Below are 25,348 nucleotides of genomic sequence, written 5' to 3'. Positions count from 1 at the left end.
AAAATGGTCTGGTTATTAGCATTTCTGTTGATGTGTTTGATCGTGGCCGGCATGGCTGTCGGCGTGATGATGGGCCGCAAGCCAATTGCTGGTTCGTGCGGTGGCATCGGCGCAACAGGTCTGGACTCCAGCTGCTCGATTTGTGGCGGAAACGCCGAAAAGTGTGACGAGAACAGCCTCGACACGAAAAAGAAGCCCAAGGCAAACCTGGCCTACGACGCGACCAAGGTCGAGTAGTTAGCATAGTGGCGCTATGCAAGCATCCGGGTATTGGAACAAGGAAATCGAAGTATGGCCGTATATAACTATGATGTAGTGGTGCTGGGCTCCGGGCCGGCGGGCGAGGGCGCTGCGATGAACGCCGCCAAGCACGGCCGCAAGGTTGCGGTGGTCGAAGCCCACAGCCTGGTGGGGGGCAATTGTACGCATCTGGGCACGATTCCATCCAAGGCACTGCGGTATTCGGTCAAACAGATCATCCATTTCAATACTAACCCGATGTTTCGCGTCATCGGTGATCCGCGCTGGTTTTCCTTCCCTGACGTGCTGAAAAGCGCCGAAAGCGTCATGACCAAGCAGGTCGCCTCGCGCACCAGTTATTACGCCCGCAATCGGGTTGACCTGTTTTTCGGCCGCGGTAGCTTTGCAGACGCCAATACTATCGAGCTGGTTAACGCTCAGGGCGTGGTGGAGCGGTTGGCGGCAAAGGAAATCATTGTCGCGACCGGGTCACGGCCTTATCGTCCGGCAGACGTGAACTTCAACCACCCGCGCATTTACGACAGCGATACGATTCTCAAGCTGAACCATACGCCACGGAACCTGATCATCTACGGGGCCGGGGTTATCGGCTGTGAATATGCCTCGATCTTCTGTGGTCTGGGGGTGAAGGTTGATCTGATTGATAACCGCGATCGGCTGCTCAGCTTCCTTGACGATGAAATCTCCGATGCGCTGAGTTATCACCTGCGCAACAACGCCGTCCTGATTCGTCACAATGAGGAATACGAGAAGATCGAAGGGCTGGATACCCGGGGCGTAGTCCTGCATCTGAAGTCGGGCAAGAAGCTCAAGGCTGACGCATTGCTGTGGTGCAACGGACGTACGGGTAACACCGACGGACTGGGCCTGGAGAATGTCGGGCTGCAGCCTAACGGCCGTGGTCAGCTCAGCGTCGATGAGAACTATCGGACCGAGGTGCCGAACATCTATGCCGTGGGTGACGTTATCGGCTGGCCAAGTCTCGCCAGTGCTGCTTTTGATCAGGGCCGTTCCGCCGCTGGCAATATCGTCAGCAACGACGCCTGGCGATTTGTCGACGATGTGCCGACCGGCATTTATACAATTCCGGAAATCAGCTCGCTGGGCAAGACCGAAAGAGAGCTGACCGGAGAGAAAGTACCCTACGAAATTGGCCAGGCCTTTTTCAAGAACATGGCCCGTGCGCAAATCAGTAGCGAGCCGGTTGGCATGCTCAAACTGTTATTTCACCGTGAAACGCTGGAAGTATTGGGCATCCATTGTTTTGGTGACCAGGCTTCCGAGATCGTTCACATTGGCCAGGCGATCATGAACCAGAAGGGCGAAGCGAACACGATCAAGTACTTCGTCAACACGACTTTCAACTATCCCACCATGGCGGAAGCCTACCGCGTGGCGGCGTTGGATGGTCTGAACCGGTTATTCTGAAGCGAACTCCGCCCGGCATGAGCCGGGCAGTTTTTTTCAGGCTTGCAGGCCAATCGTCTCGACTGCCAGGTGCGGGACATCGGTGATAATGCTGTCAACGCCCATCTCGACCAATCTGTGCATCAGCGCAGGATCATTAACGGTCCACACCGATACGTGCAAGCCTTGGCGCTGCGCGTGACGGACCCGCTGCGGGTTGCATAGCTTCCAGTTCAGCACCAGAAACTGACAGTCATAGCGCAGAGCGCTGCGTATAGGATCAAGCAGGCCATATTCCTCCACCAGGCCGGTCGGCAAGGCAAAACCTGATGTTTTGGCTACCTTGAGCAGCGTGCGGCTGCCAGAAGTAATCACGACCCGGTTTTCCAGCCCGAACTGCTCAACCAGTCGATTGATCACATCCAGCACAATCTGAGACTGACTGATCGATCCTGACTTGACCTCAAGCTGGTAATGCTCGATCTCGGGAAACTCGCGGAACAGCTGTTCTAGGGACGGGATCGCACACGCGCTCGGCCAACCCGGCAGGGCAAACCGGGCATCAAGCTGCATCAGTTCCTCCGCCGTGTGCTGGGCAATTTTGCCCCGCAGGCCGGTGGTGCGCTTAAGCGTGGGATCATGGATGACCATCAACTTACGGTCAGACGACAGGTGCAGATCCAGCTCCATCCGCGTTACGCCTGCATTCAACGCCTGGCGAAAACTTTGAAGAGTGTTTTCCGGGGCTTCGCCTCGGGCGCCGCGGTGGCCGTAGAGAACCGTCATGTGCTCAATTGGCCCGCGGTCGGTGTTGATGAACGCTGTGTACGACGGTGCTTGCTTCGAAGTACACGCTGAAGCCCTGGTAGTCCCAGCGACTGATAGGCGGCTCGCCAATAGCTGGATGACGTACCGCAGGCTCGCCGTGGCGCTGGATCACCGATGCAGCTGACAGGCCGCGCCGAGGTAGTTCGTTCGAGACAGCGGAGCTGTGCTGTTGTCCGACGGGAATGGTTAAAGTATCGGCCCATGCCACGGGCGTGGTAAGGGCGAGAGAGCAAGCGAGCAATCGGGCGTTCAAAATCTTCATGGTTGAGTCCTTTCGGTTTTCGCGGCACGAATCTCCTGTGCCTGCTTCTGCAGAATATGCCTGGCGAGCAGCTGGCGTTCCGGATCGCTTAATGCCTCGAAGCTGACGCCTATGGTCCAGTTACCGGTTGATTCAGCGGGATCGCAGCGTAGCACCCGTGCCGGAATCACCAGGCCGAGGGGAGAGGGCATAAGTACCAGCCTCAGGGCTAGCCAGGTTTCCGGTGCGAGAGGTTCGGTGGCCGCGAAGGACATACCTCCTTCGCTCAAAGTGACCAGCAGCTTGTGGGTCGGCGTATCGGCGGCCTGGCTAACCAGCGTCCTGGCGATCAACTCGATGCGCTTGTTCACAATCTTGAGGTAGGCCGCCAGCGAACGGTCACGTTCACCTATCTGGCGCAGCAGGTGCTGGGATTCCTGTTCCAGGACCTGGAGCTCACTGAGCATGTGAAATTGCGGAGACCCGAATTGAGCATCAGCCAGATCCGGACCACCGATAACCCGATAATCGAGGGCGAGCAGATCCTCGATGCGGTAAAAATCCCTTTTATCTTGAATGCTATCGTCAATCACTTGCATGTCATGGTCCGTTTATCCCAGCTGAATTCAGTGTAACATGTCTCCCCCAATAGCCACTCACGGGTCTATTCCCCCGTCAGGGACCTGATATTTCATGTTCAGACCTTTGCCTTTCTTTATTGGCCTGCGTTATACGCGGGCGAAACGTCGCAACCATTTTATCTCCTTCATATCGCTGATCTCCATGCTGGGTCTGACCCTGGGCGTGCTGGTGATGATTCTCGTCCTGTCGGTTATGAATGGTTTCGATCGAGAGCTGCGCACGCGCATTCTCGGCATGGTGCCACATGCCACCATCAATGGTTATCAGCCGATCGAAGACTGGCGCTCGCTTGCGTCCAAACTTGAAGAACATCCCCAGGTCGAATCCGCCGCGCCTTTTATCCAGCTCCAGGGCATGCTCACCCATGACGGCAGCGTGGCCCCGGTACTGGTGAGCGGGATCATTCCCGAAGCCGAACAGCGGGTTTCGATTATCGGCGAGCATATGGAAGAGGGCACTCTCGAGGATCTGGCCGACGGTGAATTCGGCATCATCATCGGCGAGCTGACCGCCAACCGTTTCGGCGTGCGGCCTGGCGACAAACTGACCTTCGTGCTTCCGGAAGCCTCGGTGACACCAGCGGGCGTATTTCCCCGACTCAAGCGTTTCGAGGTCAAGGGCATCTTCAAGGTCGGTGCCGAGCTGGATGGTTCCCTGGCCATTATCCATGCCGGGGATGCAGCTCGCCTGAGTCGCTGGCCCTCGGGTCAGATGGAGGGTGTTCGGGTCAAATTGCATGACCTGTTCCAGGCACCCACGGTGTCATGGGAACTGGTGTCCGGCTTGTCGGGCGATTATTACGCGCAGGACTGGACCCGTAGCCACGGCAATCTGTTTGCTGCGATCCGCATGGAAAAAACCATGATTGGTTTGCTGCTCCTGCTGATCGTGGCAGTCGCCGCGTTCAATATCATCTCCACGCTGGTAATGGTTGTCACCGACAAGAAAGCCGATATCGCGATTCTGCGTACGCTGGGCGCTTCGCCGGGCACCATCATGGGCATATTCATGGTGCAGGGGTCGGTAATCGGTGTGGTGGGCACGCTGGTCGGCGGTATTCTCGGCGTTCTGGCTGCGTTGAATGTCTCGGCGCTGGTCGCCGGACTGGAGAAGCTATTGGGCATGCAGTTCCTGAGCTCGGATGTCTACTTCATCAGTTATCTGCCGTCCCAGTTGATCTGGAGCGATGTCGTTCTCATCTGTTCCGCCGCGTTGGGGATGAGTTTTCTGGCAACACTGTATCCGGCATGGCGGGCGTCCCGTACCGAGCCGGCGGAGGCTTTGCGTTATGACTGAAGCAGTTCTGGAATGTCGCGAGCTGAGTAAGGAATACGCCGTCGGGCCCCAGCGCCTGAAGGTACTGGACAGGGTCAACCTCAAATTGCTGCCCGGCGAGCGGGTAGCGATAGTGGGCAGCTCAGGTTCCGGCAAGACCACCTTGTTGAACATGCTCGGCGGGTTGGACACGCCCAGCGAAGGCGAGGTCTGGTTGGCTGGCCGTCAGATGTCGGCCCTGAAGGAATCCGAGCGTGGTCGGTTGCGAAATACCGGCCTGGGGTTCGTTTATCAATTTCATCACTTGTTGGCCGAGTTCACCGCTCTGGAAAACGTGTGCATGCCGCTACTGATTGGCAATATGCCGGTTGCGCAGGCACGTGAGCGGGCCAATGCGATGCTGGCTGGCGTCGGGCTTGCCAAACGGGCAGGCCACAAGCCGGCCGAACTGTCCGGCGGTGAACGTCAGCGGGTTGCGATTGCCAGAGCTTTGATTAACCAGCCGGCATGTGTGTTGCTGGATGAGCCAACCGGCAACCTCGACCACCACACAGCGCGGGGTGTTCAGGAATTGATGCTGGAGTTGAGTCAGCGGCTCAACACCGCATTCATGGTGGTGACTCATGATCTGAGCCTTGCCGGGCAAATGGATCGGGTGCTGACCTTGCAGGAAGGGCATCTGCAAGCACGCCAGGATTGACTCGGCGCTTCCGTGGAACATGTCCGCAATGGAGAACGGCCGCTCAGTGAGCGGCCGTTTTTCGTTGCGTTGAACGGCAGATCAGGAATCTGAAGTGGCCACTGTGAGCTCCGAGCGGCCGAGAATCTAGTTCGAGCTCACCGTAGCGCCTTGTTTGGCTATCTGGTAAGGCGCAAATCAAAGAGACAGCGTCCTACCGAAAGCTGCTGGGCGGCATTCTGTTGGCGCGGCCAATCTGCAGTCCCCCAAGAATTAGATCATGCAGAAGGTGAAGGAATCAGGACGTTACCCGTGCCGGCAGCGGTAGCATCGGCGAATGATAGTCGCTCAGCTTTGACTACGACGTCGCAGTTTGCGTTGTTGCCAGTTGCGGGATACCCATAGTCGCCAATACAACATGGTGGCACCGTAACCTATCAGAGCCAGGATAATGCCAAATAGCATCGATCCGAGCAGTAACGGTTGCCAGATGTGATGGAATTCTGCGCTAAGCCAGGCCAGTGATAGCTCCATGGGCATGGTGCGTTCCGGCGTCCCCAGCAACAGCGTACCCACCTTGTACTGCACGAAGAATATCGGTGGCATGGTGACCGGATTGGTGAGCCAGACCAGGCCAATGGATACCGGAAGGTTGGCGCGTGCGGGGAGTGCAATGGACGCCGACAGCAGCATCTGCATGGGAATCGGCAGCATCGCCACAAACAAACCAATCGACATCGCCCGCGCAACACTGTGGCGGTTGAGATGCCACAGGTTTGCATCATGCAGAAGAGTCCCCATGAAACGAAGCGACTTGCTTCGCTTAATGCGCTCTGGACTTGGCATGTAGCGTTTGAGAAGGCGGCGGGGCATTGCAGACTAGCCAGCAGCTGGAAGTGAATCAATTATGCATGGAATGCCACGGTCAAACTACCGGCTGGCGGCACTTCAGGTGAACAGGATGTTTCCGCCATGGCGTTGTCAGCCGCGCTTTTTGTATTTTTTGTCGGGCTTATCACACCGTTGCTTATGCCGAGCCTGCCTCCCGGCTGGTCGATCGCAGTTGCGCTGCCGGTTATGCTGGGAGCCGCATTGTCTGGCGGCTCCGGTCGGGTACTTGCGGCATTTCTAGCGGGTCTGATCTGGGCCAGCTACTGTCATCATCAGGCGCTTGATCAGCGCCTCGCGCCTGCCCTTGATGGTCAGAAAGTAGTGCTCGAAGGCCGCATCAGCGGACTGCCCGAACCTACGCTCACCGGCTGGCGCTTCGAATTGGCCGATGCGCGACTGGTCGAAACCGGCGAGGCGTTGCCCCTGATTCGCGCGCACTGGTATGGCGGAGAGCCAGTGACAAGCGACCAGCGCTGGCAGTTCGAAGCGAATCTGCGGCGTCCGCGCGGCATGTCCAATCCGGGAGGATTTGATTATGAAGCCTGGCTCTATGCCCAGGAAATCGGTGCCCTGGGCAGTATTCGTCAAGGTCAGTTGCTCGAGCAACCGGCGGTCAGGCTGAACGGGCTGCGTAGTCGTATAAGGCATCGGCTGGACACAACGCTGGGCGCTCAATCGGGCGGGCAGCGTCTGCTGGCGTTGATAGTGGGTGATCGCAGCGTTCTGAGCGCTGACGACTGGACGGTCATGCAGGCGACGGGGACCAGTCACCTGATGGTGATCTCCGGTTTACATGTGGGCATGCTGGCGTCTCTTGCCTTTCTGATCATGGCAGTGCTTGCCCGGTTGCGTCTGTTTCCTGCCAGGTGGCCGCGGTTCTGGTTTGCCGCGCCATTGGCTGTTCTCTTCGCATCCGGCTATGCAGCGCTGGCAGGCTTTGCGGTGCCGACGCAGCGCGCATTGTTGATGATCATGCTGGTTCTGATCGCGCGGTTGCTGTACCGCCAGCCCGGCCCATGGGTAACCTGGCTAGCCGCGCTTTGCGCCGTGGTCATGGTATCGCCTGCAGCCCCGCTCAAGGCTGGATTCTGGTTATCTTTCATGGCAGTGGGTCTGCTTCTCTTTGGCATGAGCGGAAGGCTTGCCGTACGCGGTATCTGGCTGCGCTGGGGCAAGGCGCAGTGGATCATTTTCGTTGGGCTGTGGCCCTGGCTCGTGCTCTGGGCGATGCCTGTGAGCCTGTCGGCGCCGCTGGTAAACGCAGTTGCCATTCCCTGGGTCAGTCTGGTGGTGGTGCCGGCTGCGTTGCTTGGCGCTGTGCTTGAATTGGCGTTTGGCTGGTCCTGGCTGTTATGGGCCGCCGCGCACGCGCTCGATGCATTGTTTGATGGATTGACCTGGGTTGCTGACTTCCAGGCGCCGCTGCGGATGGCTTTTCCGGATTGGCTGGGTTGGTCGGTTGGGGCTATAGGAACGCTCGCCCTGCTCAGCCCTCTGGGCAGGCTACTGCTCCTGCCTGCGGCGCTGGGCCTGGCCGTTCTGCTGATCCCTGGTCGGCCAAGTCCGGAGCAGGGGGCCATCTGGGTAACCGTGCTGGATGTCGGCCAGGGTTCATCGGTCCTCATTCAGACCCGCAATCATGCGCTGCTTTATGATACCGGGGCACGGCTCAGTAGTGGCTTTGACCTCGGCGAAGCTGTGGTTCATCCAGCCCTGGTTTCGTTCGGACTCAGAAAGCTTGATGCCATGCTGCTGAGCCACGCAGATAACGATCACGCAGGTGGCGCACTGGCCATTCAGCGTCTGATGCGCGTAGAACGGGTACTATCGGGCGAGTACGAGCGCCAAGAGGCCGCCTTGAATGCCGAGCAGTGTCGTGCGGGTGACAGCTGGGACTGGGATGGTGTGCATTTTGCTGTTCTGTATGCTGCAGGCGCGCCGGCTGATTCCAACGATCGCTCCTGCGTGCTTAAAGTCACCACGGGTGAGTCCAGCCTGTTGCTCACCGGTGACCTGGGCATGGCCGGGGAGTACGAGCTGTTAGCCGAGGATGTGCAGGCAAGCTTGCTTCTTGCACCCCATCACGGCAGTCGTAGCTCGTCATCCTATGCTTTTATTCGCGCCGTTGCGCCACGCTGGGTGGTGTTCAGCGCGGGCCATGGCAACCGCTTCGGTCATCCTCACCAGAGCGTTGTGCAACGCTACCGCGAACTCGGCGCCGAACCTGTTTATACTGCGACGTCCGGAGCTGTGCGGTTCGTCCTGAATGGAACAGGACAGAGCATGCAGCTGTGGAGCTGGCGTGAGCATTCAAGACGCTTCTGGCATGAATAGTCCAGCACTTGATATCCGCCGGGGCCGCGGTATACGCGGTCTGTGCTAGAGTATTCAACCATTTGGGGGAGGGATCGCTTGTGTGGGAATTGATCAGTGCGGGTGGTTGGCTAATGTTGCCAATTCTGGTGTCATCGGTAATTGCCGTCGCCATTGTAATAGAGCGACTGTGGACGCTGCGCAGCAGCAAGGTCGCACCGCCAAGCCTGCTCGGGCAGGTCTGGCGCTGGGTCAAGGAAGGCCAGCTGGATTCGGTAAAACTGAAGACACTCCGTGCCGACTCACCCCTGGGCGAGGTCCTCGCTGCGGGCCTGGCCAACTCCCGTCATGGCCGGGAGATCATGAAGGAAAGCATCCAGGAATCGGCCGGCAAGGTGATTCACGAGATGGAGCGCTACCTCAGCACGCTTGGCACCATCGCAGCCATTACGCCCTTGCTGGGTCTGCTTGGCACGGTAGTCGGCATGATCGATGTGTTCAGCGCGATCATGGCGCAGGGTACCGGTAATACGGGTGTGCTCGCCGGGGGCATCTCCAAGGCGTTGATGACCACCGCGGCGGGCCTCACCGTAGCAATTCCGGCCCTGTTCTTTCATCGGTTTCTGATGCGCCGCATCGATGAATTGGTGATTGCCATGGAGCAGGAAGCCACCAAACTGGTTGAAGTCATCCAGGGTAATCGTGATGTCGATGCGTCGGCGGCCGCCCAGGATGGCGCTCCGTTGCGTCCCGGCAGCGTTCGCAAGGGAGCCTGACCGTGAACTTCCGGCGTACGCGACCCGAGGAGATCAGCGTCAACCTGACTCCGCTGATTGACGTAGTGTTTTTGCTGCTGATTTTCTTCATGGTATCGACCACCTTTACCCGGGAAACGCAGTTGGAGCTGGACCTGCCCGAGGCTGCTTCGGGTAATCCGGTCGAAAGCCGCGCGCAGCAGATCGAACTGACGATTTCAGCGACTGGAGAGGTAGCGATCAACGATAAAACGCTGCTGGCTCCGGGACTGGATACCATCAAAGGTGCGCTGCAGCGCGAGTCGGCCGGCGATACCAGCCTGCCCGTTGTGATCACTGCAGACGGTAAGGCATCGCACCAGTCGGTGATTACCGTTATGGACGCGGCAGGGCAGCTGGGCTTCAGCCGCCTGCGACTGACCACCAGCGAGCTGGAGGCGGGCGACGGTCAGTGAAACAGCTGTCGCTCGAACAGTTCATGCTGCGTGCCTGGTATGAAGGGCACGCCTGGCTGAAGCTGCTGCGACCTTTGTCCATGCTATATCGAGCGGTGGCGGTCCGCCGTCGCCGCTCGTATCTCTCTGATCCCGCTGTCAGCTGGAAGCCGCCTGTTCCCCTGATCGTGGTTGGCAATATCACCCTGGGCGGCACCGGCAAGACCCCGATGACTATCTGGTTGATTGAGCATTTCCAGCGCCGGGGGTTTAGCCCCGGCGTCATCAGCCGTGGCTACGGTGCGGCTCCGCCGTCGCTTCCCTGGCTGATCGACGCTGCGCTCGATACGTCCGAGCAGGTCGGGGATGAGCCGCTGCTGGTAGCTCGGCGCTGCAATGTCCCGGTTGTCATCGACCCTGATCGCTCACGCGCGGCCAGGCAATTGTTGGCCCAGCGGAATGTCGACCTGATTATCAGTGATGATGGATTGCAGCACTACCGGATGGGCCGCACGCTTGAGCTGGCGCTGATTGATGCTGCGCGTGGCCTGGGAAATGCGCGGTGTTTGCCGGAAGGCCCCCTGCGCGAACCCGCGGAACGGCTCGATTCCGTCGACTTTGTTATCCGCAACGGCGCCGAGTTCGACCGCCCTGACGGTTTCGCAATGCAACTGCGACCCGCTGCGCTGGTGAATCTGCTTACAGGAGAACGCTGCAGTATCGAAAGCTGGCCGCACGGCAGGGAGATCAGCGCTGTCGCAGGTATCGGTAACCCGAGCCGTTTCTTCGATACCCTGAAAGGCCTGTCTTTCAGCCCTCGAGAGTATGCCTTTGGCGATCATGCCGATTACAATGCCGACAGTTTTGCCGGGCTGGATGCAGCCCTGCCGGTAATCATGACCGAAAAAGACGCTGTCAAATGCATCGGTTTTGCACAGGCCAGCTGGTGGTATCTGGCTGTCGACGCCGAGCTGAGCGACGCCTTCGCCGGGGCGCTGGACGCCAGGCTTGGCGCTGCTTATTAACCTTTCCCAGGAGTCGTACCATGGATCCCAAACTGCTTGATATTCTCGCCTGCCCCCTATGCAAGGGTCCGCTGGTCCAGAACAGCGACAAGACCGAGCTTTGGTGTCGCGCTGATGGTCTGGCATTTCCGGTTCGCGACGGTATCCCGGTGATGCTGGAGAGCGAGGCGCGGTCGCTCGACGCAGATGAACGGCTGGATCGCTGATATGTACCACGTCATTATCCCGGCGCGCTATGCGTCCACGCGTTTGCCGGGCAAGCCGCTGCAGGACATTGCCGGCAAACCAATGATTGAGCATGTCTGGAATCAAGCCCGCAAAAGCCAGGCCGAGAGCGTGACAGTGGCGACCGATGATCAACGCATCGCTGACGCCTGTCGCGGTTTCGGTGCCGACGTGATCATGACCCGCGCTGACCATCCCTCCGGCACCGACCGGCTACAGGAAGTGGTCACTCAGCTTGGCCTGGATGACAATGCCTGTGTGGTGAACGTCCAGGGCGATGAGCCGCTGGTTCCGCCTGCACTGATCGATCAGGTGGCGGGCAATCTGCTTCAGTTTCCTGAGGCAAGTATCGCGACGCTCTCCGAACCGCTCACGGATATCGACACCTTATTCAATCCGAATGCGGTCAAGGTAGTGACTGACAACCGGGGGTTCGCACTGTATTTCAGCAGGGCCCCCATCCCCTGGTGCCGTGATCAGTTTGCAAACAAACCTCAGGCGCTCCCGGAAGGTGTCCCTTTTCAGCGACACATTGGCCTTTATGCCTACAAGGTCAGCTTCCTGCACGACTATGTGGGCTGGCCAGCGAGCCCGCTGGAGACAGCCGAAGCCCTGGAACAGCTGCGCGCGCTCTGGTTCGGTTGCCGGATCCATGTTGCCGAGGCCTGCGAGATTCCGCCGGCCGGAGTCGATACGGCGGCCGACCTGGATCGCGTCCGTGCCGTACTAGGTGCCCTGTAATGCGGGTGTTGTTCGTTTGTCTGGGCAATATTTGTCGCTCCCCGTCAGCACAGGGTGTGTTTGAAAAGTTGTTGGCGAGCAGTGAGCTGGCCAGCGATGTCGCGGTGGGTTCTGCAGGTACCGCTGACTATCACGTGGGAAAACCGCCGGATCGCCGCGCCATCGCTGCAGCCTCACGTCGCGGCGTGGATATCAGCACATTGAGCGCCAGGGCGGTGGCCGACAGTGATTTTGCTGAGTTTGATCTGATCCTCGCTGCGGACCATAGCAACCTGCAGGAGCTGTTGCGTCGCGCACCAGCAGACTGCGCCGCGAAAATCCGCTTGTTCATGAGTTACGCCCCGAATGACGGCGAGGAAATTCCGGATCCCTATTATGGCGGCGACCAAGGCTTTGAGGGTGTCCTCGACATGCTTGAGCGCGCATCGCAGGGTCTGCTGGCAAGCCTGGGTGAATACTCCTCAGCGACCACGGCCAGCTAATCATGTTTGAAGTGATCGCCAACGCTGACCTGCGTACGCACAATACCTTCGGTATCAGCGAGCGTGCCGAGCGGCTGGCATTTGTGGATAACGACAGACAATTGCTGGAAGCCTTATCCCTTGCGAACAGGCACGCGTGGCCGGTAACCCTCCTTGGAGGTGGCAGCAACCTGGTGCTGGCCGCACCCGTTCCGGGCCTGGTGCTGGCTATGCGCAGCCGTGGCCGCCGCGTGGTCTCGCGTAGCGGCCAGGATGTGATAGTCGAAGCAGAAGCAGGGGAGAACTGGCATGCGCTGGTCAACTGGTCCCTGGATCTTGGCTTGTGTGGCCTGGAAAACCTTTCTCTCATACCAGGCACTGCTGGCGCCGCGCCGGTACAGAATATTGGCGCCTATGGCGTAGAGTTGGAGGATGTTTTCGAAAGCGTCGAGGTGTATGACAGGCGCACTGCAGTGATCTGCCGGCTTTACCGTGAGCAATGCCGGTTTGCCTACCGCGACAGCCTGTTCAAAAAAGAGCCGGGTCGTTACGTTATCCTGCGACTCCGGCTGCGCCTGTCGTCAGTGCCCCACCCGAAGCTTGAGTACGGACCGCTCGCCAATGCCTGGCGGGCGACTGGTTTGCAGCGCGCCGATGCCCGGGTTGTCAGCGAGCTGGTATGCCAGATTCGTCGTTCCAAACTGCCAGATCCCTCGCAGCTGGCTAACGCGGGTAGTTTCTTCAAGAACCCGCTGGTGTCGGCTGAGCAGGCCACGCAACTGCAGCGCAGCTGGCCGGGCTTGCCGACCTTTGTCCAATCGGATGGGCGTTACAAGTTGGCTGCCGGTTGGCTGATTGATCAGGCGGGCTGGAAAGGCTACCGCGATGGAGACGCTGGCGTACACCGGGAGCAGGCACTGGTATTGGTGAATTACGGTGGGGCGAGGGGAGAGGAGATAATGGGACTCGCCGCCCGGATCCAATCGGATATCCAGCAACGTTTTGGCGTAATGCTGGAGATGGAACCGTTGTTAATCGGCCGACGAGAGCTGGAAGCTGGAAGCTGGAAGCTGGAAGGGTGAGATCGGAGTTGTTGGTTGGTTTTTTGGGCTCGTTCGGGCGACGAAAGGGTAGGCCGCCCGCGGTGGGCGAGTGTGTCTCCTGGGTGTGTCGAGTGCCTGCTCGACGCTGGGTTTGCACGGAGCCACACATCGACACGCTGCTGCGAGTGGCGATCGTGAGGTTTGTGCGCGCGACGGTTTGCCGTAGAGCAGGCGCTCTACAGCCCCAGGGGGCGCAGCGCTCTGGTAGAGCATAGTTTTACCCGGGAGATTTCACCCCACCTTCGGCGGCGCGCTGTCGCGCCTCAAACATGAGTTGCAATGAGCTGGGACGCTAAAATTTTGCTCTTTTCGTCGCCCGATCGAGCGCAAAGGATCAACCATCAACGCTAACCTAGCCCTTCCAGCTTCCAGCTTCCAGCCTTAAGCCCTCGGCTCCAAACTAGCCAACTAGCCAACTAGCCAACTAGCCAACTAGCCAACTAGGCGCAGGGTCGCGGTGGGGCTTAAAAAACGTGGCCACAAAAAAGGGGATGCCGAAGCATCCCCTTTTTTATGAAGCCCGATTACTGTTTGGGCTCTTCCTGTTGTTGCTCCAGCGCATGGGTGTCCGGATGACCTTCCTTCCCTGTGCCATCGTGCGTCGGCCGCGTTCTGGATGAAGCACGTTCCTCGGCTGCTTCGTCACGCTGCTGGCCCTGGACGTGCGTGTCCGGATGATCCTTTACATCGCTCGGCTCCGGCAGCTCGTCGGTTGTTTCCAGATCGGTCCGATTCAGCACGTCCTGCTGCTGTTCTACCGCATTGGTCGCAGGGTGCGCCTGGCCACCAGTGGCATCATGCGTTGGCTTCGCAGTCTCGGTTGCCGATTCTTCTGGTGTGACAAACTGCTGGCCCAATACATGAGTATCCGGATGTTGATCATCGCCGGTGGCGTTGGCGGAAGCAGGGGCTTCGACGGTCTCGAGTGGCGTGTCGGCCTGCTCTGCTGCAGGTTTTTCAGCTTCGCGAGCCTGCTCTTCGGCAAGACGCTTGGCTTCCTGCTGGCGACGACGGATTTCCCGTGGATCGTTGTAGGCACGGCCGCTTTCAGTCAGCATCGGAGCCGGCTTGGAGACGGGCTCTGGTGCTGCTGCCTTTTCTGGCTCAGTTACCTGCGGTGCCGCAACGGGCTCCGTGACAGCTGTCTCGGCGGGCGATTCAGTCTCCTGTGCCACAGGATCGGCTGCCTGCTCGGCTTTCTCAGGTTCCTCAGCGACGGGCTTCGTCTCGGGTACCGGAGTTTCCACCGCTTCCTCGTTAACCCGGGTAGCCGGGCGATCTGTCTCGGCCGGTGCAGCGACAGCCTCGGGTGCGGCAGGCGTCGGGACGGAGTCAGGCTGAACAGTGGGCGTGCCGTCAGTCTCCTCGTCTGAATCCTGGCGGCTGGACTGGCTGAAGGCTTCCACTGCGTTCTCAATCGATTGCTCGGCGTTGACTGCAGTCTGGTTCAGACCGGTTTCGACAGGCATCTTGACTTGTTCAAGTGGGTTAGCTGTATCAGTTGACTGCGCCTCGTCTTGCGACGCGGGCACCGTTTTCGGCTCCTCACCGATTGACGACGCGATCGCGGCTGTCGCAGCAATGGCTGCCGCCGCCGGCACTACATCGCTGTTCGGGTCAGAGGCGTCCAGGGTGGAGGCAGAAGACTCTGCATCGGTTTGCGCATTGTTCTCTGCGGCAGTCTCGTCCTGAGCGGGGCGGCTGCGACGGTTGTTGCGGCGACGCTGACTGTTACGCGAGCGGCGCTTCGGACGGTCACCCTCGTTACCAGCTTCATCAGCCTGAGCCTCAGCCGTTACCGGCTCTTCTATGGCAGCCGCCGTTTCTTCGTTGCGCTGGGGGCGACGCTCTGCAGGCGCTGCGCTGCGGTTGATTTCGGTATCCTGCTGTGCACGTGGTTCGCTGGCTGTCTCCTGGCTACGGCGACGACGGCGCGTAGTGGTTTCTGCTGGCTTGCTTTCAACCGGGGCAGGCGCCTGCGTAGTGGCGGCCGGTTCTTCGATATTGCGCTCGGCACGCTCCGGTTTGGGCGCACGCTCAGGGCGCGGCGGGCGCGGGGTCTGAGCCTTGTCGCTGCGATCACTGCGCTGACGCCGGTTGCGCGTATTGCTGCGTCCTTCGCTGCTGCGATTATTCTCGCGTGGCTTGCGCTCTGGGGTGGCTGTTGCGGCGGCAGGCTTGCTCTCTTCGGCCGGCTCCTCATCGCTGGCAAACAGACTGACCAGTGATTTGATCAAACCCTTGAAAAGGCCTGGCTGGGTCTCGTGAATCGCCTGGGTGGCTGCAATCGGGGCAACCGGTGTAGGTGCTGGACGGGAAGGGGAAATGCTCTTCACCGCAGCTTCCTGACGAACAATGGCGCGAGTCTGGCTGACTGGCACGGGCTCCTCGGCGACAATATCTGCGCTCATGGTGTAGCTGGTTTCGCCGTTCAGTACCGATTCGTGATCGTCACGCAGACGCTGAACTTCGAAATGGGGCGTTTCCATGTGCTCGCTGGGCAGAATCAGAACGCGAACCTTGTTCCGGGCTTCGGTCAAGGCCAGTGCTTCGCGCTTTTCGTTGAGCAGGAAAGTGGCGACAGCGATGGGCACGTGTGCCCGTACTTCTGCAGTACGGTCCTTAAGCGCTTCTTCCTCGATCAGGCGGAGCACCGAAAGCGACAGTGATTCGACGTCACGGATGGTGCCGCGGCCATTACAACGCGGGCAGACAATGCCGCTGGTTTCGCCAAGTGACGGGCGCAGACGCTGGCGAGACATCTCCAGCAGGCCAAAGCGCGAGATGCGACCCACCTGCACCCGGGCGCGATCAGCCTCCAGGCTTTCGCGCACGCGCTCTTCCACTGCGCGCTGGTTTTTTGCCGGGCTCATGTCGATGAAGTCGATGACGATCAAGCCGCCGATGTCGCGCAGACGCAGCTGGCGAGCGATTTCTTCTGCCGCTTCCAGGTTGGTCTGTAAGGCGGTGTCTTCGATATCAGTACCCTTGGTCGCACGCGCCGAGTTGATATCAATAGATACCAGGGCTTCGGTGTGGTCGATGACTATCGAGCCGCCGGAGGGTAGTTTTACTTCGCGTTCGAAGGCCGTTTCAATTTGGCTTTCAATCTGGAAACGGTTGAACAGCGGCACGCTGTCTTCATACAGTTTGACCTTGGTGGCGTACTGCGGCATCACCTGGCTGATGAAGTTGAGTGCTTCTTCCTTCACCGTTTCGCTGTCGATGAGGACTTCGCCGATGTCCTGGCGCAGGTAGTCGCGGATTGCACGAATAATGACATTGCTTTCCTGATAGATCAGGAACGGAGCGCTACGCTCCGAGGAGGCGGACTTGACGGCTTCCCATAATTGAAGCAGGTAGTCGAGATCCCATTGCAGTTCTTCTGCGCTGCGGCCCAGACCGGCGGTACGCACGATCATGCCCATGTCCGGCGGGACGTTCAGGCTGTTTATGGCCTCGCGCAGTTCGTTGCGCTCTTCGCCTTCAATGCGGCGCGAGATACCACCGGCCCGGGGGTTGTTTGGCATCAGGACCAGATAGCGGCCTGCCAGACTGATGAAACTGGTTAGTGCTGCGCCTTTGTTGCCACGCTCTTCCTTGTCGACCTGGACAATGATTTCCTGGCCTTCCTTGAGCACTTCCTTGATGTTGACGCGGCCTTCAGGCTGTTTGGTGAAGTACTCGCGGGAGATTTCCTTGAGAGGGAGAAAGCCATGGCGCTCCGAGCCGAAATCGACAAAAGCGGCTTCCAGGCTGGGTTCTACTCGAGTGATCCGGCCTTTATAGATGTTGGCTTTCTTCTGTTCGCGTGCGCCGGATTCAATATCCAGGTCGTACAGGCGCTGGCCATCTACCAGGGCTACTCGCAACTCTTCGGGTTGAGTTGCGTTGATCAGCATTCTTTTCATGAAGTACCGTTGTGTTCCAGTGCTTCTCTGGAAAACACGAGTACGGCACCTGCGACTCGTCCGTTAGGTGTCAGGTGTGTTTCTGCTTGGGCCAAACCTTGCCCTTGTTCAGAGTTCATATCGCGCCCGTTGGCGGCGACAGTTGAGTCTGTGGCGAGTACAGCGAAACGATACTTTAGGGAGGAATCAGCCGGACTGGGAACGGGGACACAATGAAATGGCAAGTGTCAGCGCTCGTCACATGATCCTGAAGCTGTGCATCTCCACCTAAACACTTACCCATCTGAATCGGGTGCCGCTCATCGTTTTCCGGAGAGCGGGTTTATATTCTGTTTGCGCATGTGGCAAACAGGGTGTCGATCATAGTGGCCGCCGGCATCTGTTTTGGCCTGGCTAAGCCTCTATCTCGGTATTTCTGGGGAACGTCTGCAGGACGAGTGTTCATCCATCTTCCCCGGCTGCAATAACCGCAGCTCGCCGGACTATATCAGCATTTTTTAAGTGCTTCAATTGCATGAAAAAATGTATCATGCGCGGATGAAAATTCCTGCATCTGAAGCGCCTTCTGCCGTGCAAACCGTGCTGATTCCCGAGGACCTGGCCGGGCAGCGCATTGACAACTTCCTGCTTACTCGCCTCAAAGGCGCTCCAAGAACCCTGATTTACCGGATTCTCCGTAAGGGGGAAGTGCGGGTGAACAAGGGGCGGATCAAGCCTGACTACCGGTTGAAGGCGGGTGACAGCGTACGGATTCCGCCGGTGCGCCTGCCGGAGCCCAACGAGCCCGCGCTCGTAGGACGCGGCATATTGCAAGCTTTGGAAGCCAGCATTCTGTATGAAGACAAAGCGCTGATTGTCGTCAACAAGCCGGCAGGTCTGGCGGTGCATGGTGGTAGCGGTTTGAATTTTGGCGTGATTGAGGCTATTCGTCAGTTGCGGCCTGAAGCCAGTGGTCAGCTGGAGCTGGTGCACCGGCTGGATCGTGACACCTCCGGCTGCCTGATGATTGCCAAGCGGCGCAGCATGTTGCGCCATTTGCACGCGGCGCTGCGAGGCGACAACGGTAGCGATAGCGTGACCAAGCGATACATTGCGCTGGTGCGTGGCCGCTGGCCGGCCACCACCAAGCGGGTGCACGCTCCGTTGCAGAAAAACAATCTGCGTTCTGGTGAGCGGATGGTTGAGGTAGACGCGGACGGCAAGGAATCCCTGACCGAGTTTCGTGTGCTGCAGCGTTTTGGTGATTTCGCCACGCTGGTCGAGGCGCAGCCTATCACTGGCAGAACGCATCAGATCCGCGTGCATGCCCGCCATGCAGGGCATCCGATAGCCGGCGACCCCAAGTATGGTGATGACGATTTCTCGCAGAAGATAAAAGAGCTGGGTGGTAAACGTTTATTTCTGCACGCAGCCTCGTTGCGTACAGAGCTGCCAGATGGTGCGGTGCTGGAAATCAGTGCTGAACCCGGTCAGATGTGGGACAGCACCCTGGCGCGATTAACCGGCTATGAATGAATTCAATACTCTGATCTTCGATTGGGATGGCACGCTGGTGGATTCGGTCGAGAAAATCGTCGAGGCCATGCAGGTGGCGGCCGATGAAGTGGGTTTGCTTGTTCCGGCTGCCGGGGCTGTGCGCGGCATTATTGGTTTGGGATTGCCCGAGGCCATCGCCACCCTGTACCCCGAGTTGGATGACCCATCGCGGGCTGCGGCTCTCAAGCAAGCATACAGCGACTGCTATATCCGGCTGGAGCTTACTCCTTCGCCTATGTTTGAGGGGGTGATGGATACACTGGATGCGTGCCGGAAGCAGGGTTTCAATCTTGCGGTGGCAACCGGCAAGAGCCGGCGTGGGCTCCAGCGGATTCTCGCACAGCATGGTCTGACGGATTATTTCGATGCCACGCGCTGTGCCGACGAAACGGCCAGCAAGCCGCATCCGTTGATGCTGCGGGAAATATTGGCGCAGCTGGACGTTGCGCCTGAGCAGGCGTTGATGGTTGGCGATAGCGAGTTCGATATGCACATGGCGCGTAATGCCGGCATGGCGGGTGTTGCGGTCAGCTACGGGGCGCAGAGCAGGGAGCAGCTGTTGTGTTGCGACCCGGTGCACTGCATTGATGAGTTTATTGAGTTCCACGGCTGGGTGATGCCGCGTTACGGCGCCCGCCAGACAATCGAGGTATGAGCATGCAAGGGGATGAGTGGACCGAAGGTCCGATGCGCTCCAGGGAGGAGGTTGCAGTGGAGAAAGAAGATCGCAAAGCCTGGCAATTGCTGGACAAAACGCTGCAGGCCTCGGTTCAGGAACAGCGTCGGTCGCGCCGCTGGGGCATCTTCTTCAAGTCGCTGACATTCCTGTATCTACTTGGCGCTTTCCTGATGCTTTCGCCCTGGGGTGGCGGGGACGGTGCCGGTACAACGGAGCCGCATACCGCTGTGGTTGAACTGCGCGGCACTATCGCGGATCTCGAAGAGGCCAGCGCCGACAATCTGGTGACTAGCCTGCGGCGCGCCTTTGAAGACGAGAACACCAAGGGCGTGGTGCTGCGTATCAATAGTCCGGGCGGCAGTCCGGTTCAGTCTGGCTATGTGTACGATGAAATCAAGCGGCTGCGCGGTGAGCATCCGGATATCAAACTCTATGCAGTCATCGCGGATATAGGTGCCTCGGGTGCCTATTACATTGCCGCCGCGGCGGATGAGATATATGCCGACAAGGCCAGCCTGGTCGGCTCAATCGGTGTGACGGCAGCCGGATTTGGTTTTGTTGGCACGCTGGACAAGCTGGGTGTCGAGCGCCGGACGTACGCGGCCGGTGAGCATAAAACCTTTCTTGATCCCTTTCAGCCAGAAAAAGCCGATGAACGCGAGTTCTGGCAATCCGTGCTGAACAATACCCACCAGCAATTTATCGATCAGGTAAAGGCGGGGCGGGGCGATCGGCTCAAGGATCACCCTGATCTCTTCAGTGGTTTGGTGTGGTCTGGCGAACAGGCGCTTGAGTTGGGCTTGATTGATGGGTTGGCCAGTACTTCTAGTGTTGCCCGGGACATCATTGGGGCTGAAGAAACGGTGGACTTTACTCATCGAGAGTCCCCTCTGGCGCGGTTTACCCGGCAGCTCGGCACGAGCATCGGCGCGGCGTTGGCCAGGCAGTTGGAGTTGGCCAGTACTGCGCCGGCTCCAACCCTGCGCTAGCTGTCCTGGTCAGGGAATCTGAATACCTTGCTGCCTGAGCATCTCGCATAGCCTGATCAGGGGAAGACCGATCAGGCTGGTGGGGTCGTCGCCGCGCAGCGCCCTGAACAGACTGATACCCAGTCCCTCCGCTTTGAAGCTGCCCGCGCAATCATATGGTTGTTCGCGGGCCAGGTAGCGTTCAATGCTGGCATCGTCCAGCGTCCGGAACACGACTTCGAACGGCACATAGTCCTGTTGATAGTCGCCCGTGGCGGAGTTGAGCAGACATAGTGATGTGACGAAACGTACAGCTCTGCCGCTGCACTGGCGCAGTTGGGCTGCGGCAGTGGCGTGATCGCCGGGCTTGCTGACTGGATCGTCCCCCAGCAGCAGTACCTGGTCCGAACCGATTATCAGATGATTCGGGAAGCGTTCTGCCAGAGCTCGTGCTTTCTCCAGCGCCAGGCGCAGTGTCAGTTGTTCCGCGGTTTCGTTAGCTTGGGGGTCTTCATTTATATGGGGAGCTGCCCATTCGAAGGGCAGCTGCAAGCGCTGCAGCAGCGCGCGGCGGTATGGGGAGCTGGATGCCAGTACCAGGCCAGGCATTAGGAGTTCCTTTTGCGGTGGAGAAGGGGCAGTGCTGCGGCTATCCTAAGGCAGAATGGACATCGGACGCGATCCAGGAGTCGCTTTGCCTCACTTCGGGTGGGGCCGCGCTGACACGGGAGCAGACCCTGTGCATATTTCTGCAAATAGTTTTGACAGCGGAGGGCGTGGTCCCTAGAATTGCGCGCTTATGTCAGGACCTATACCCGCACACATTGAGCCGCACAAGCTGATTGACCGCAGCATCGTTCTGGAAGGGACGGTTCCTGCGAGCAAGATGCCGCGTCTGAGCGCCTTACTGGACGCCCCCGCTAAAGATGTACAGGTAAAACTGTCGTTTTCGCGTGACGAACAGGGCGTGCATGCCATGCACGGCCATTATCAGGTCGATGTGGCGCTGATTTGTCAGCGCTGCCTTGAGCAGGTAATGATCCCGCTCGACAGTGAGTGCGACGTGGGTTTTGTAAGCAGTGACGAGGCGGCCAAGAACCTGCCCCGGAACTATGAACCGGTTATCTTGGATGATGAAAAACTCGATCTGCACGCTTTGATCGAAGATGAGCTCTTGCTGGCCCTGCCAGCGGTTCCGATGCATCCAACGGGAACATGTCAGCATCCACCAGGTTATCAGCCCGATATCCCGGAGCCGGAGGAAGAAGCCGAAAAGCCCAACCCTTTCAGCGTGCTGGCCAAGTTGAAACGTGATACCTAAAGCTTAGGAGCTTATAGTCATGGCTGTACAGCAGAACAAAAAGTCTCGTTCCGCGCGTGACATGCGTCGCTCACACGATGCTCTGTCCGCACCGTCCTTGTCTGTTGACAAGACTACTGGTGAGACTCACCTTCGTCACCACGTATCTCCCGATGGCTTCTATCGCGGCCGCCAGGTGATCAACAAGGACAACGACGAGTAAGTCTTGTCCACGTCAATTTGCCCAGGTCCGCTGATAGTACGTTGCGGTCAATGACGACACCTCAAATGACCCTGGCAATTGATGTAATGGGCGGGGACTTCGGTCCCCGTTGCATTATCCCCGCCGTAGCTCGCTCCCTTCGTCAATATCCCGATCTGAATGTTGTGCTGGTTGGTTCTGCCGACCCGGTCCAGCAACTTGCAAAAGAGCATCTGTTGCCGCCACAGCGCGTGCAGTATGTGTTCACCTCCGATGTAGTGCTCTCCACCGATTCGCCCGCCAGCATCCTGCGCGCCAAGCCGGACGCGTCCATGCGTGTGGCGATTGAGCAGGTCCGCGATGGCAAGGCCCAGGCGTGTTTGAGCGCGGGCAATACCGGCGCGCTGATGGTGCTGGCCAGATCCGTGCTGGGCACCCTTGAGGGTATCCAGCGCCCGGCGATCATGGCGGCGCTGCCGGTAGCAGGGCGCTCCTGTTACGTACTTGATCTGGGTGCCAATGTTGATTGCTCCGCCCAGCAGCTATTCGAGTTCGCGGTGATGGGGTCCGAAGCCGTGGCCGAACTTACCGGTATCGATCGCCCACGTATCGGTCTGCTGAACATCGGCGAGGAAATCAACAAGGGAGGTCAGCGCGTCCGGGAGGTGGCAGAAATGCTGCGCGCCTGTCAGGAGCTTAATTACATCGGGCATGTCGAGGGCGACGGCTTGTTCCGCAATCAGGCGGACGTGGTGGTCTGTGACGGATTTGTCGGCAACATAATGCTCAAGAGTTGTGAGGGGCTGGCTGTATATATGCAGAACGAGACGCGTCGCGCGCTGCAGGGCAGTCGTACGCTACGTCTGCTCAGCCCCCTGCTGCGGCGCGTGCTGCGCCCGGTTTATGAGCGCCACGATCCAGCGCGATATAATGGCGCCACGTTACTCGGGTTGTCCGGCGTGGTGGTGAAAAGTCACGGTGCTGCCAGCCAGGCTGGCTTCGAAGCAGCGATTGGCCAAGCGATACTGGCCAGTCAGGCAGGATTGCCGAAACGTATCGCAAAACGGCTGGTCACCTGTAGGCAACCGCGGGTGTGACCTGGTGTTGCTGCGGTGCATCCAACCTGCATTCTGATTCACTCAATCCTTCAATTACTTCAATAACGAGGAAGGCTGCATGACTCAATCCCTCGCATTCGTTTTTCCCGGCCAGGGTTCCCAGGCTTTAGGTATGCTCTCGGAGCTGGCAAAACAGGAGCCGCTGATCGGCGAAACCTTTGCCGAAGCGTCAAGCGCGCTGGGGTACGATCTATGGCAATTGTGCCAGGACGGTCCGGTGGAAGAGCTGAATCGCACTGATCGGACCCAGCCAGCGATTCTGGCCGTTTCAGTTGCCTTGTGGCGTTTGTGGTGTGCGCAGAGCGAAGTGCGTCCGGCGTTTGTCGCAGGGCACAGCCTGGGTGAATATTCAGCATTGGTGGCTGCCGAGGTTATGGGGTTTGCGGACGCGCTGCGGCTGGTCGAACGTCGAGGTCAGCTGATGCAGCAGGCCGTGGCTGAAGGCGCGGGCGGCATGGCGGCGATTCTCGGCCTGGACGATGAAAAAATCATCGAGATCTGTGCCGTCGCTGCTCAAGGCGAGGTGGTCAGCGCGGTTAACTTCAATGCTCCCGGCCAGGTGGTCATCGCAGGTCAGGCGAGTGCTGTGCAGCGGGCCATTGAGGCTTGCAAGGAAGCTGGTGCCAAGCGTGCCATTGCCTTGCCGGTCAGCGTGCCGTCACATTGCGCGCTGATGAAGCCGGCAGCGGAGCAGTTGGCCAAGGACTTTTCCGCTCTGGAGTGGGGCGCACCGACCATTACGTTGGTACAGAATGTCACCGCACGGCCCGCGGCCGACACAGATGCGCTACGCTCGTTGTTGGTGGAGCAGCTGTACAGTCCGGTGCGCTGGGTTGAAAGTATCGAGTATCTGGCGGCGCAAGGCGTTACTGATCTGGTCGAGTGTGGTCCAGGAAAGGTATTGTCCGGGTTGAACAAGCGCTGCGCTAAAGGGGTCAATACCCATCATCTGGATACCATCGACGGCTTCTCCGCCACCCGAGCAACATTCAAACAAGGAGCTTGAGCATGAGTCTGGAAGGAAAGGTAGCGCTGGTCACTGGCGCAAGTCGGGGAATCGGCCAGGCCATTGCCCACGAGCTGGCTGCTCAGGGGGCAGTCGTTGTCGGGACTGCAACCAGCGACCGGGGCGCGGCTGAGATAGCCGAGAAACTTGCCGAAGCAGGGTACAAGGGCACAGGGCTCAAGCTTGATGTACGCGACCCCCAGTCTGTTTCCGATGTGCTTGAGCGCATCACCAACGAATTTGGCGCCCCACTGATTCTCGTCAATAACGCAGGGATCACCAGCGATAACCTGCTGATGCGGATGAAAGAAGAAGAGTGGGAAGACGTCATCAGTACTAACCTGAGTTCGGTGTACCGTCTGTCAAAGGCTGTACTCAGGGGTATGACCAAGGCACGCTGGGGACGTATCATTAACATCAGTTCCGTAGTCAGCGGGATGGGCAACGGCGGACAATCCAACTATGCTGCAGCCAAGGCGGGCATGGAAGGCTTCGCAAGATCACTGGCGCGGGAAGTAGGCTCCAGGTCGATTACCGTTAATTCCGTTGCTCCGGGGTTCATTGATACCGATATGACCCGGGCTCTGAATGAAAATCAGCGATCAGTCATGCTCGAACAGATCCCTCTGGGGCGTCTGGGACAAGCGGAGGAGATTGCAGCAGTGGTGAGTTTCCTGGCAGGTGAGCCTGCTGGCTATATCACGGGTGCGACAATTCCGGTCAATGGCGGCATGTTCATGGGCTGAATATCCGGCAAACCCTATCCACTTTCGGGTGGCACGGGTATGCTTTCGCAGTCAAGAATCTCTCGGTGAGGGTCTACCTGGCCGGCACCGTTTACACATAGATGCTTTTGGCGCTTGAAAAATCGCGAATCGTTTCTATAAACTACCCGCAGTCCGGCTTCTCGGAACTGCAAATAGGAGTGAGAACAAGGTATGAGTACCATCGAAGAACGCGTCAAGAAAATCGTTGCCGAACAGCTCGGCGTCAAAGAAGAAGAAGTGACCAACAACGCTTCTTTCGTTGAGGATCTTGGTGCTGACTCCCTCGACACCGTCGAGTTGGTGATGGCTCTCGAAGAAGAGTTCGAGACCGAGATTCCGGATGAAGAAGCCGAGAAGATCACCACTGTCCAGGAAGCTATCAACTACGTGAACTCCAACCAGAAGTAATCGCGTAGCCTGATAAGGGCCAGTAAAAAGCCGCAGTCCTGTTCAAGTACTGCGGCTTTTTAGTATCTGCAGCGAGCGTTTTGTATTCTGGCGTGCTCGCTTGAGTTGCCGTGGTCGCGCATTATGCGACAATACCGCGCTCGCGGGAGGCTATGGCTTCCCCGTGCTTCTC

General features: G+C 58.7%; 27 protein-coding genes. 21 read left to right on the top strand and 6 right to left on the bottom strand.

The window, feature by feature from the left end:
- Positions 1–3 precede the first annotated feature (3 nt).
- Together nqrM and sthA are read left to right on the top strand one after the other, a co-directional pair.
- Positions 4–237, top strand: a complete 234-nt coding sequence (nqrM, locus tag FZE95_RS01065; protein WP_150298958.1) for a (Na+)-NQR maturation NqrM — start codon at positions 4–6, stop codon at positions 235–237.
- Between the two features lie 54 nt (positions 238–291).
- A complete protein-coding gene (gene sthA / locus FZE95_RS01060) occupies positions 292–1,689 on the top strand; it encodes a Si-specific NAD(P)(+) transhydrogenase (RefSeq protein WP_150298957.1) in 1,398 nt (465 codons plus the stop codon).
- Between the two features lie 36 nt (positions 1,690–1,725).
- On the opposite strand, the gene FZE95_RS01055 is transcribed toward sthA, so the two are convergent.
- From FZE95_RS01055 to FZE95_RS01045, 3 genes are read right to left on the bottom strand one after another with little or no spacing between them, the layout of a single operon-like run.
- The gene (locus tag FZE95_RS01055; protein WP_150298956.1) at positions 1,726–2,454 is read right to left on the bottom strand and encodes a glycerophosphodiester phosphodiesterase; all 729 of its coding nucleotides are present in this window, start codon (positions 2,452–2,454) and stop codon (positions 1,726–1,728) included.
- A gap of 4 nt (positions 2,455–2,458) precedes the next feature.
- A complete protein-coding gene (locus tag FZE95_RS01050) occupies positions 2,459–2,758 on the bottom strand; it encodes a phosphodiesterase (protein ID WP_397387071.1) in 300 nt (99 codons plus the stop codon).
- On the bottom strand, positions 2,755–3,336 hold the full coding sequence (locus FZE95_RS01045) for a PilZ domain-containing protein (protein ID WP_150298955.1): 582 nt from the start codon (positions 3,334–3,336) through the stop codon (positions 2,755–2,757). Before FZE95_RS01045 ends, FZE95_RS01050 begins: the two co-directional genes overlap by 4 nt.
- Before the next feature lie 94 nt (positions 3,337–3,430).
- Between FZE95_RS01045 and FZE95_RS01040 the strand changes: the two genes are divergently transcribed.
- Both FZE95_RS01040 and lolD read left to right on the top strand, forming a co-directional pair.
- Complete coding sequence (locus tag FZE95_RS01040) at positions 3,431–4,675, top strand: lipoprotein-releasing ABC transporter permease subunit (RefSeq protein ID WP_150298954.1); 1,245 nt, start codon at positions 3,431–3,433, stop codon at positions 4,673–4,675.
- On the top strand, positions 4,668–5,354 hold the full coding sequence (lolD, locus tag FZE95_RS01035; RefSeq protein WP_150298953.1) for a lipoprotein-releasing ABC transporter ATP-binding protein LolD: 687 nt from the start codon (positions 4,668–4,670) through the stop codon (positions 5,352–5,354). Before FZE95_RS01040 ends, lolD begins: the two co-directional genes overlap by 8 nt.
- 327 nt (positions 5,355–5,681) lie before the next feature.
- On the opposite strand, the gene FZE95_RS01030 is transcribed toward lolD, so the two are convergent.
- Complete coding sequence (locus tag FZE95_RS01030) at positions 5,682–6,206, bottom strand: DUF2062 domain-containing protein (RefSeq protein WP_150298952.1); 525 nt, start codon at positions 6,204–6,206, stop codon at positions 5,682–5,684.
- Between the two features lie 99 nt (positions 6,207–6,305).
- Here FZE95_RS01030 and FZE95_RS01025 point away from each other — a divergent pair, with 99 nt between their 5' ends.
- The 8 genes from FZE95_RS01025 to murB all read left to right on the top strand — a co-directional run bounded on the left by FZE95_RS01025 (position 6,306) and on the right by murB (position 13,260).
- The gene (locus FZE95_RS01025) at positions 6,306–8,558 is read left to right on the top strand and encodes a DNA internalization-related competence protein ComEC/Rec2 (protein ID WP_150298951.1); all 2,253 of its coding nucleotides are present in this window, start codon (positions 6,306–6,308) and stop codon (positions 8,556–8,558) included.
- An 80-nt stretch (positions 8,559–8,638) separates the two neighbouring features.
- Positions 8,639–9,313 (top strand): MotA/TolQ/ExbB proton channel family protein, encoded by a 675-nt coding sequence (locus tag FZE95_RS01020; RefSeq protein ID WP_150298950.1) that lies wholly within the window; start codon positions 8,639–8,641, stop codon positions 9,311–9,313.
- 2 nt (positions 9,314–9,315) lie between these two features.
- Positions 9,316–9,747 (top strand): ExbD/TolR family protein, encoded by a 432-nt coding sequence (locus tag FZE95_RS01015; RefSeq protein ID WP_150298949.1) that lies wholly within the window; start codon positions 9,316–9,318, stop codon positions 9,745–9,747.
- A gap of 5 nt (positions 9,748–9,752) precedes the next feature.
- On the top strand, positions 9,753–10,751 hold the full coding sequence (gene lpxK / locus FZE95_RS01010) for a tetraacyldisaccharide 4'-kinase (protein ID WP_150299332.1): 999 nt from the start codon (positions 9,753–9,755) through the stop codon (positions 10,749–10,751).
- 20 nt (positions 10,752–10,771) lie between these two features.
- Positions 10,772–10,957 (top strand): Trm112 family protein, encoded by a 186-nt coding sequence (locus FZE95_RS01005; RefSeq protein ID WP_150298948.1) that lies wholly within the window; start codon positions 10,772–10,774, stop codon positions 10,955–10,957.
- 1 nt (position 10,958) lies between these two features.
- Positions 10,959–11,717, top strand: coding sequence for a 3-deoxy-manno-octulosonate cytidylyltransferase (gene kdsB, locus FZE95_RS01000; protein WP_397387070.1), 759 nt, complete (start codon positions 10,959–10,961; stop codon positions 11,715–11,717).
- Positions 11,717–12,199, top strand: a complete 483-nt coding sequence (locus FZE95_RS00995) for a low molecular weight protein-tyrosine-phosphatase (RefSeq protein ID WP_150298947.1) — start codon at positions 11,717–11,719, stop codon at positions 12,197–12,199. Before kdsB ends, FZE95_RS00995 begins: the two co-directional genes overlap by 1 nt.
- Positions 12,199–13,260, top strand: a complete 1,062-nt coding sequence (gene murB / locus FZE95_RS00990) for a UDP-N-acetylmuramate dehydrogenase (protein WP_397387079.1) — start codon at positions 12,199–12,201, stop codon at positions 13,258–13,260. Before FZE95_RS00995 ends, murB begins: the two co-directional genes overlap by 1 nt.
- A 545-nt stretch (positions 13,261–13,805) precedes the next feature.
- Here murB and rne read toward each other — a convergent pair.
- Positions 13,806–17,192, bottom strand: coding sequence for a ribonuclease E (gene rne / locus FZE95_RS00985; protein ID WP_150298945.1), 3,387 nt, complete (start codon positions 17,190–17,192; stop codon positions 13,806–13,808).
- 537 nt (positions 17,193–17,729) lie between these two features.
- Here rne and rluC point away from each other — a divergent pair.
- From rluC to sppA, 3 genes are read left to right on the top strand one after another with little or no spacing between them, the layout of a single operon-like run.
- Positions 17,730–18,707, top strand: coding sequence for a 23S rRNA pseudouridine(955/2504/2580) synthase RluC (gene rluC, locus FZE95_RS00980; protein ID WP_150298944.1), 978 nt, complete (start codon positions 17,730–17,732; stop codon positions 18,705–18,707).
- Entirely contained in the window at positions 18,700–19,383 is a 684-nt protein-coding gene (locus FZE95_RS00975) for an HAD-IA family hydrolase (RefSeq protein WP_150298943.1), read from the top strand. The genes rluC and FZE95_RS00975 overlap by 8 nt, the downstream gene beginning before the upstream one ends.
- 2 nt (positions 19,384–19,385) lie before the next feature.
- Positions 19,386–20,396, top strand: coding sequence for a signal peptide peptidase SppA (sppA, locus tag FZE95_RS00970; protein ID WP_371923470.1), 1,011 nt, complete (start codon positions 19,386–19,388; stop codon positions 20,394–20,396).
- Positions 20,397–20,405: 9 nt separating this feature from the next.
- Here sppA and FZE95_RS00965 read toward each other — a convergent pair whose 3' ends face one another.
- A complete protein-coding gene (locus FZE95_RS00965) occupies positions 20,406–20,984 on the bottom strand; it encodes a Maf family protein (RefSeq protein ID WP_150298942.1) in 579 nt (192 codons plus the stop codon).
- A gap of 190 nt (positions 20,985–21,174) precedes the next feature.
- Between FZE95_RS00965 and FZE95_RS00960 the strand changes: the two genes are divergently transcribed.
- The 6 genes from FZE95_RS00960 to acpP all read left to right on the top strand — a co-directional run bounded on the left by FZE95_RS00960 (position 21,175) and on the right by acpP (position 25,176).
- Positions 21,175–21,696: a YceD family protein gene (locus tag FZE95_RS00960; protein WP_150298941.1), complete on the top strand. Its 522-nt coding sequence runs from the start codon at positions 21,175–21,177 to the stop codon at positions 21,694–21,696.
- A gap of 19 nt (positions 21,697–21,715) precedes the next feature.
- Positions 21,716–21,898 (top strand): 50S ribosomal protein L32, encoded by a 183-nt coding sequence (gene rpmF / locus FZE95_RS00955; RefSeq protein WP_150298940.1) that lies wholly within the window; start codon positions 21,716–21,718, stop codon positions 21,896–21,898.
- A gap of 65 nt (positions 21,899–21,963) precedes the next feature.
- Positions 21,964–22,974, top strand: a complete 1,011-nt coding sequence (plsX, locus tag FZE95_RS00950) for a phosphate acyltransferase PlsX (protein ID WP_371923469.1) — start codon at positions 21,964–21,966, stop codon at positions 22,972–22,974.
- A gap of 79 nt (positions 22,975–23,053) precedes the next feature.
- On the top strand, positions 23,054–24,001 hold the full coding sequence (gene fabD, locus FZE95_RS00945) for an ACP S-malonyltransferase (RefSeq protein WP_150298938.1): 948 nt from the start codon (positions 23,054–23,056) through the stop codon (positions 23,999–24,001).
- 2 nt (positions 24,002–24,003) lie between these two features.
- Positions 24,004–24,747: a 3-oxoacyl-ACP reductase FabG gene (gene fabG / locus FZE95_RS00940; protein WP_150298937.1), complete on the top strand. Its 744-nt coding sequence runs from the start codon at positions 24,004–24,006 to the stop codon at positions 24,745–24,747.
- A 192-nt stretch (positions 24,748–24,939) separates the two neighbouring features.
- Positions 24,940–25,176 (top strand): acyl carrier protein, encoded by a 237-nt coding sequence (gene acpP / locus FZE95_RS00935; RefSeq protein WP_150298936.1) that lies wholly within the window; start codon positions 24,940–24,942, stop codon positions 25,174–25,176.
- The last annotated feature ends 172 nt before the right edge of the window (positions 25,177–25,348 follow it).

The organism is Pseudomonas profundi, from assembly GCF_008638305.1.
Classification (GTDB): Bacteria; Pseudomonadota; Gammaproteobacteria; order Pseudomonadales; family Pseudomonadaceae; genus Halopseudomonas; species Halopseudomonas profundi.
This window is presented reverse-complemented; position numbering and strand designations above follow the sequence as displayed.

Excerpts from the sequence above, each read along its gene's own strand:
- sppA (WP_371923470.1), top strand. The coding sequence starts at position 19,386 with ATGCAAGGGGATGAGTGGACCGAAGGTCCGATGCGCTCCAGGGAGGAG.
- rpmF (WP_150298940.1), top strand. The coding sequence starts at position 21,716 with ATGGCTGTACAGCAGAACAAAAAGTCTCGTTCCGCGCGTGACATGCGT.
- kdsB (WP_397387070.1), top strand. The coding sequence starts at position 10,959 with ATGTACCACGTCATTATCCCGGCGCGCTATGCGTCCACGCGTTTGCCG.
- rne (WP_150298945.1), bottom strand. The coding sequence starts at position 17,192 with ATGAAAAGAATGCTGATCAACGCAACTCAACCCGAAGAGTTGCGAGTA.
- rluC (WP_150298944.1), top strand. The coding sequence starts at position 17,730 with ATGAAAATTCCTGCATCTGAAGCGCCTTCTGCCGTGCAAACCGTGCTG.
- FZE95_RS00960 (WP_150298941.1), top strand. The coding sequence starts at position 21,175 with ATGTCAGGACCTATACCCGCACACATTGAGCCGCACAAGCTGATTGAC.
- FZE95_RS01055 (WP_150298956.1), bottom strand. The coding sequence starts at position 2,454 with ATGACGGTTCTCTACGGCCACCGCGGCGCCCGAGGCGAAGCCCCGGAA.
- FZE95_RS01030 (WP_150298952.1), bottom strand. The coding sequence starts at position 6,206 with ATGCCCCGCCGCCTTCTCAAACGCTACATGCCAAGTCCAGAGCGCATT.
- fabG (WP_150298937.1), top strand. The coding sequence starts at position 24,004 with ATGAGTCTGGAAGGAAAGGTAGCGCTGGTCACTGGCGCAAGTCGGGGA.
- FZE95_RS01040 (WP_150298954.1), top strand. The coding sequence starts at position 3,431 with ATGTTCAGACCTTTGCCTTTCTTTATTGGCCTGCGTTATACGCGGGCG.
- FZE95_RS01050 (WP_397387071.1), bottom strand. The coding sequence starts at position 2,758 with ATGAAGATTTTGAACGCCCGATTGCTCGCTTGCTCTCTCGCCCTTACC.
- FZE95_RS01045 (WP_150298955.1), bottom strand. The coding sequence starts at position 3,336 with ATGCAAGTGATTGACGATAGCATTCAAGATAAAAGGGATTTTTACCGC.
- FZE95_RS01005 (WP_150298948.1), top strand. The coding sequence starts at position 10,772 with ATGGATCCCAAACTGCTTGATATTCTCGCCTGCCCCCTATGCAAGGGT.
- plsX (WP_371923469.1), top strand. The coding sequence starts at position 21,964 with ATGACCCTGGCAATTGATGTAATGGGCGGGGACTTCGGTCCCCGTTGC.
- FZE95_RS00995 (WP_150298947.1), top strand. The coding sequence starts at position 11,717 with ATGCGGGTGTTGTTCGTTTGTCTGGGCAATATTTGTCGCTCCCCGTCA.
- FZE95_RS01025 (WP_150298951.1), top strand. The coding sequence starts at position 6,306 with ATGGCGTTGTCAGCCGCGCTTTTTGTATTTTTTGTCGGGCTTATCACA.
- FZE95_RS00965 (WP_150298942.1), bottom strand. The coding sequence starts at position 20,984 with ATGCCTGGCCTGGTACTGGCATCCAGCTCCCCATACCGCCGCGCGCTG.
- FZE95_RS00975 (WP_150298943.1), top strand. The coding sequence starts at position 18,700 with ATGAATGAATTCAATACTCTGATCTTCGATTGGGATGGCACGCTGGTG.
- nqrM (WP_150298958.1), top strand. The coding sequence starts at position 4 with ATGGTCTGGTTATTAGCATTTCTGTTGATGTGTTTGATCGTGGCCGGC.
- acpP (WP_150298936.1), top strand. The coding sequence starts at position 24,940 with ATGAGTACCATCGAAGAACGCGTCAAGAAAATCGTTGCCGAACAGCTC.
- lolD (WP_150298953.1), top strand. The coding sequence starts at position 4,668 with ATGACTGAAGCAGTTCTGGAATGTCGCGAGCTGAGTAAGGAATACGCC.
- fabD (WP_150298938.1), top strand. The coding sequence starts at position 23,054 with ATGACTCAATCCCTCGCATTCGTTTTTCCCGGCCAGGGTTCCCAGGCT.
- sthA (WP_150298957.1), top strand. The coding sequence starts at position 292 with ATGGCCGTATATAACTATGATGTAGTGGTGCTGGGCTCCGGGCCGGCG.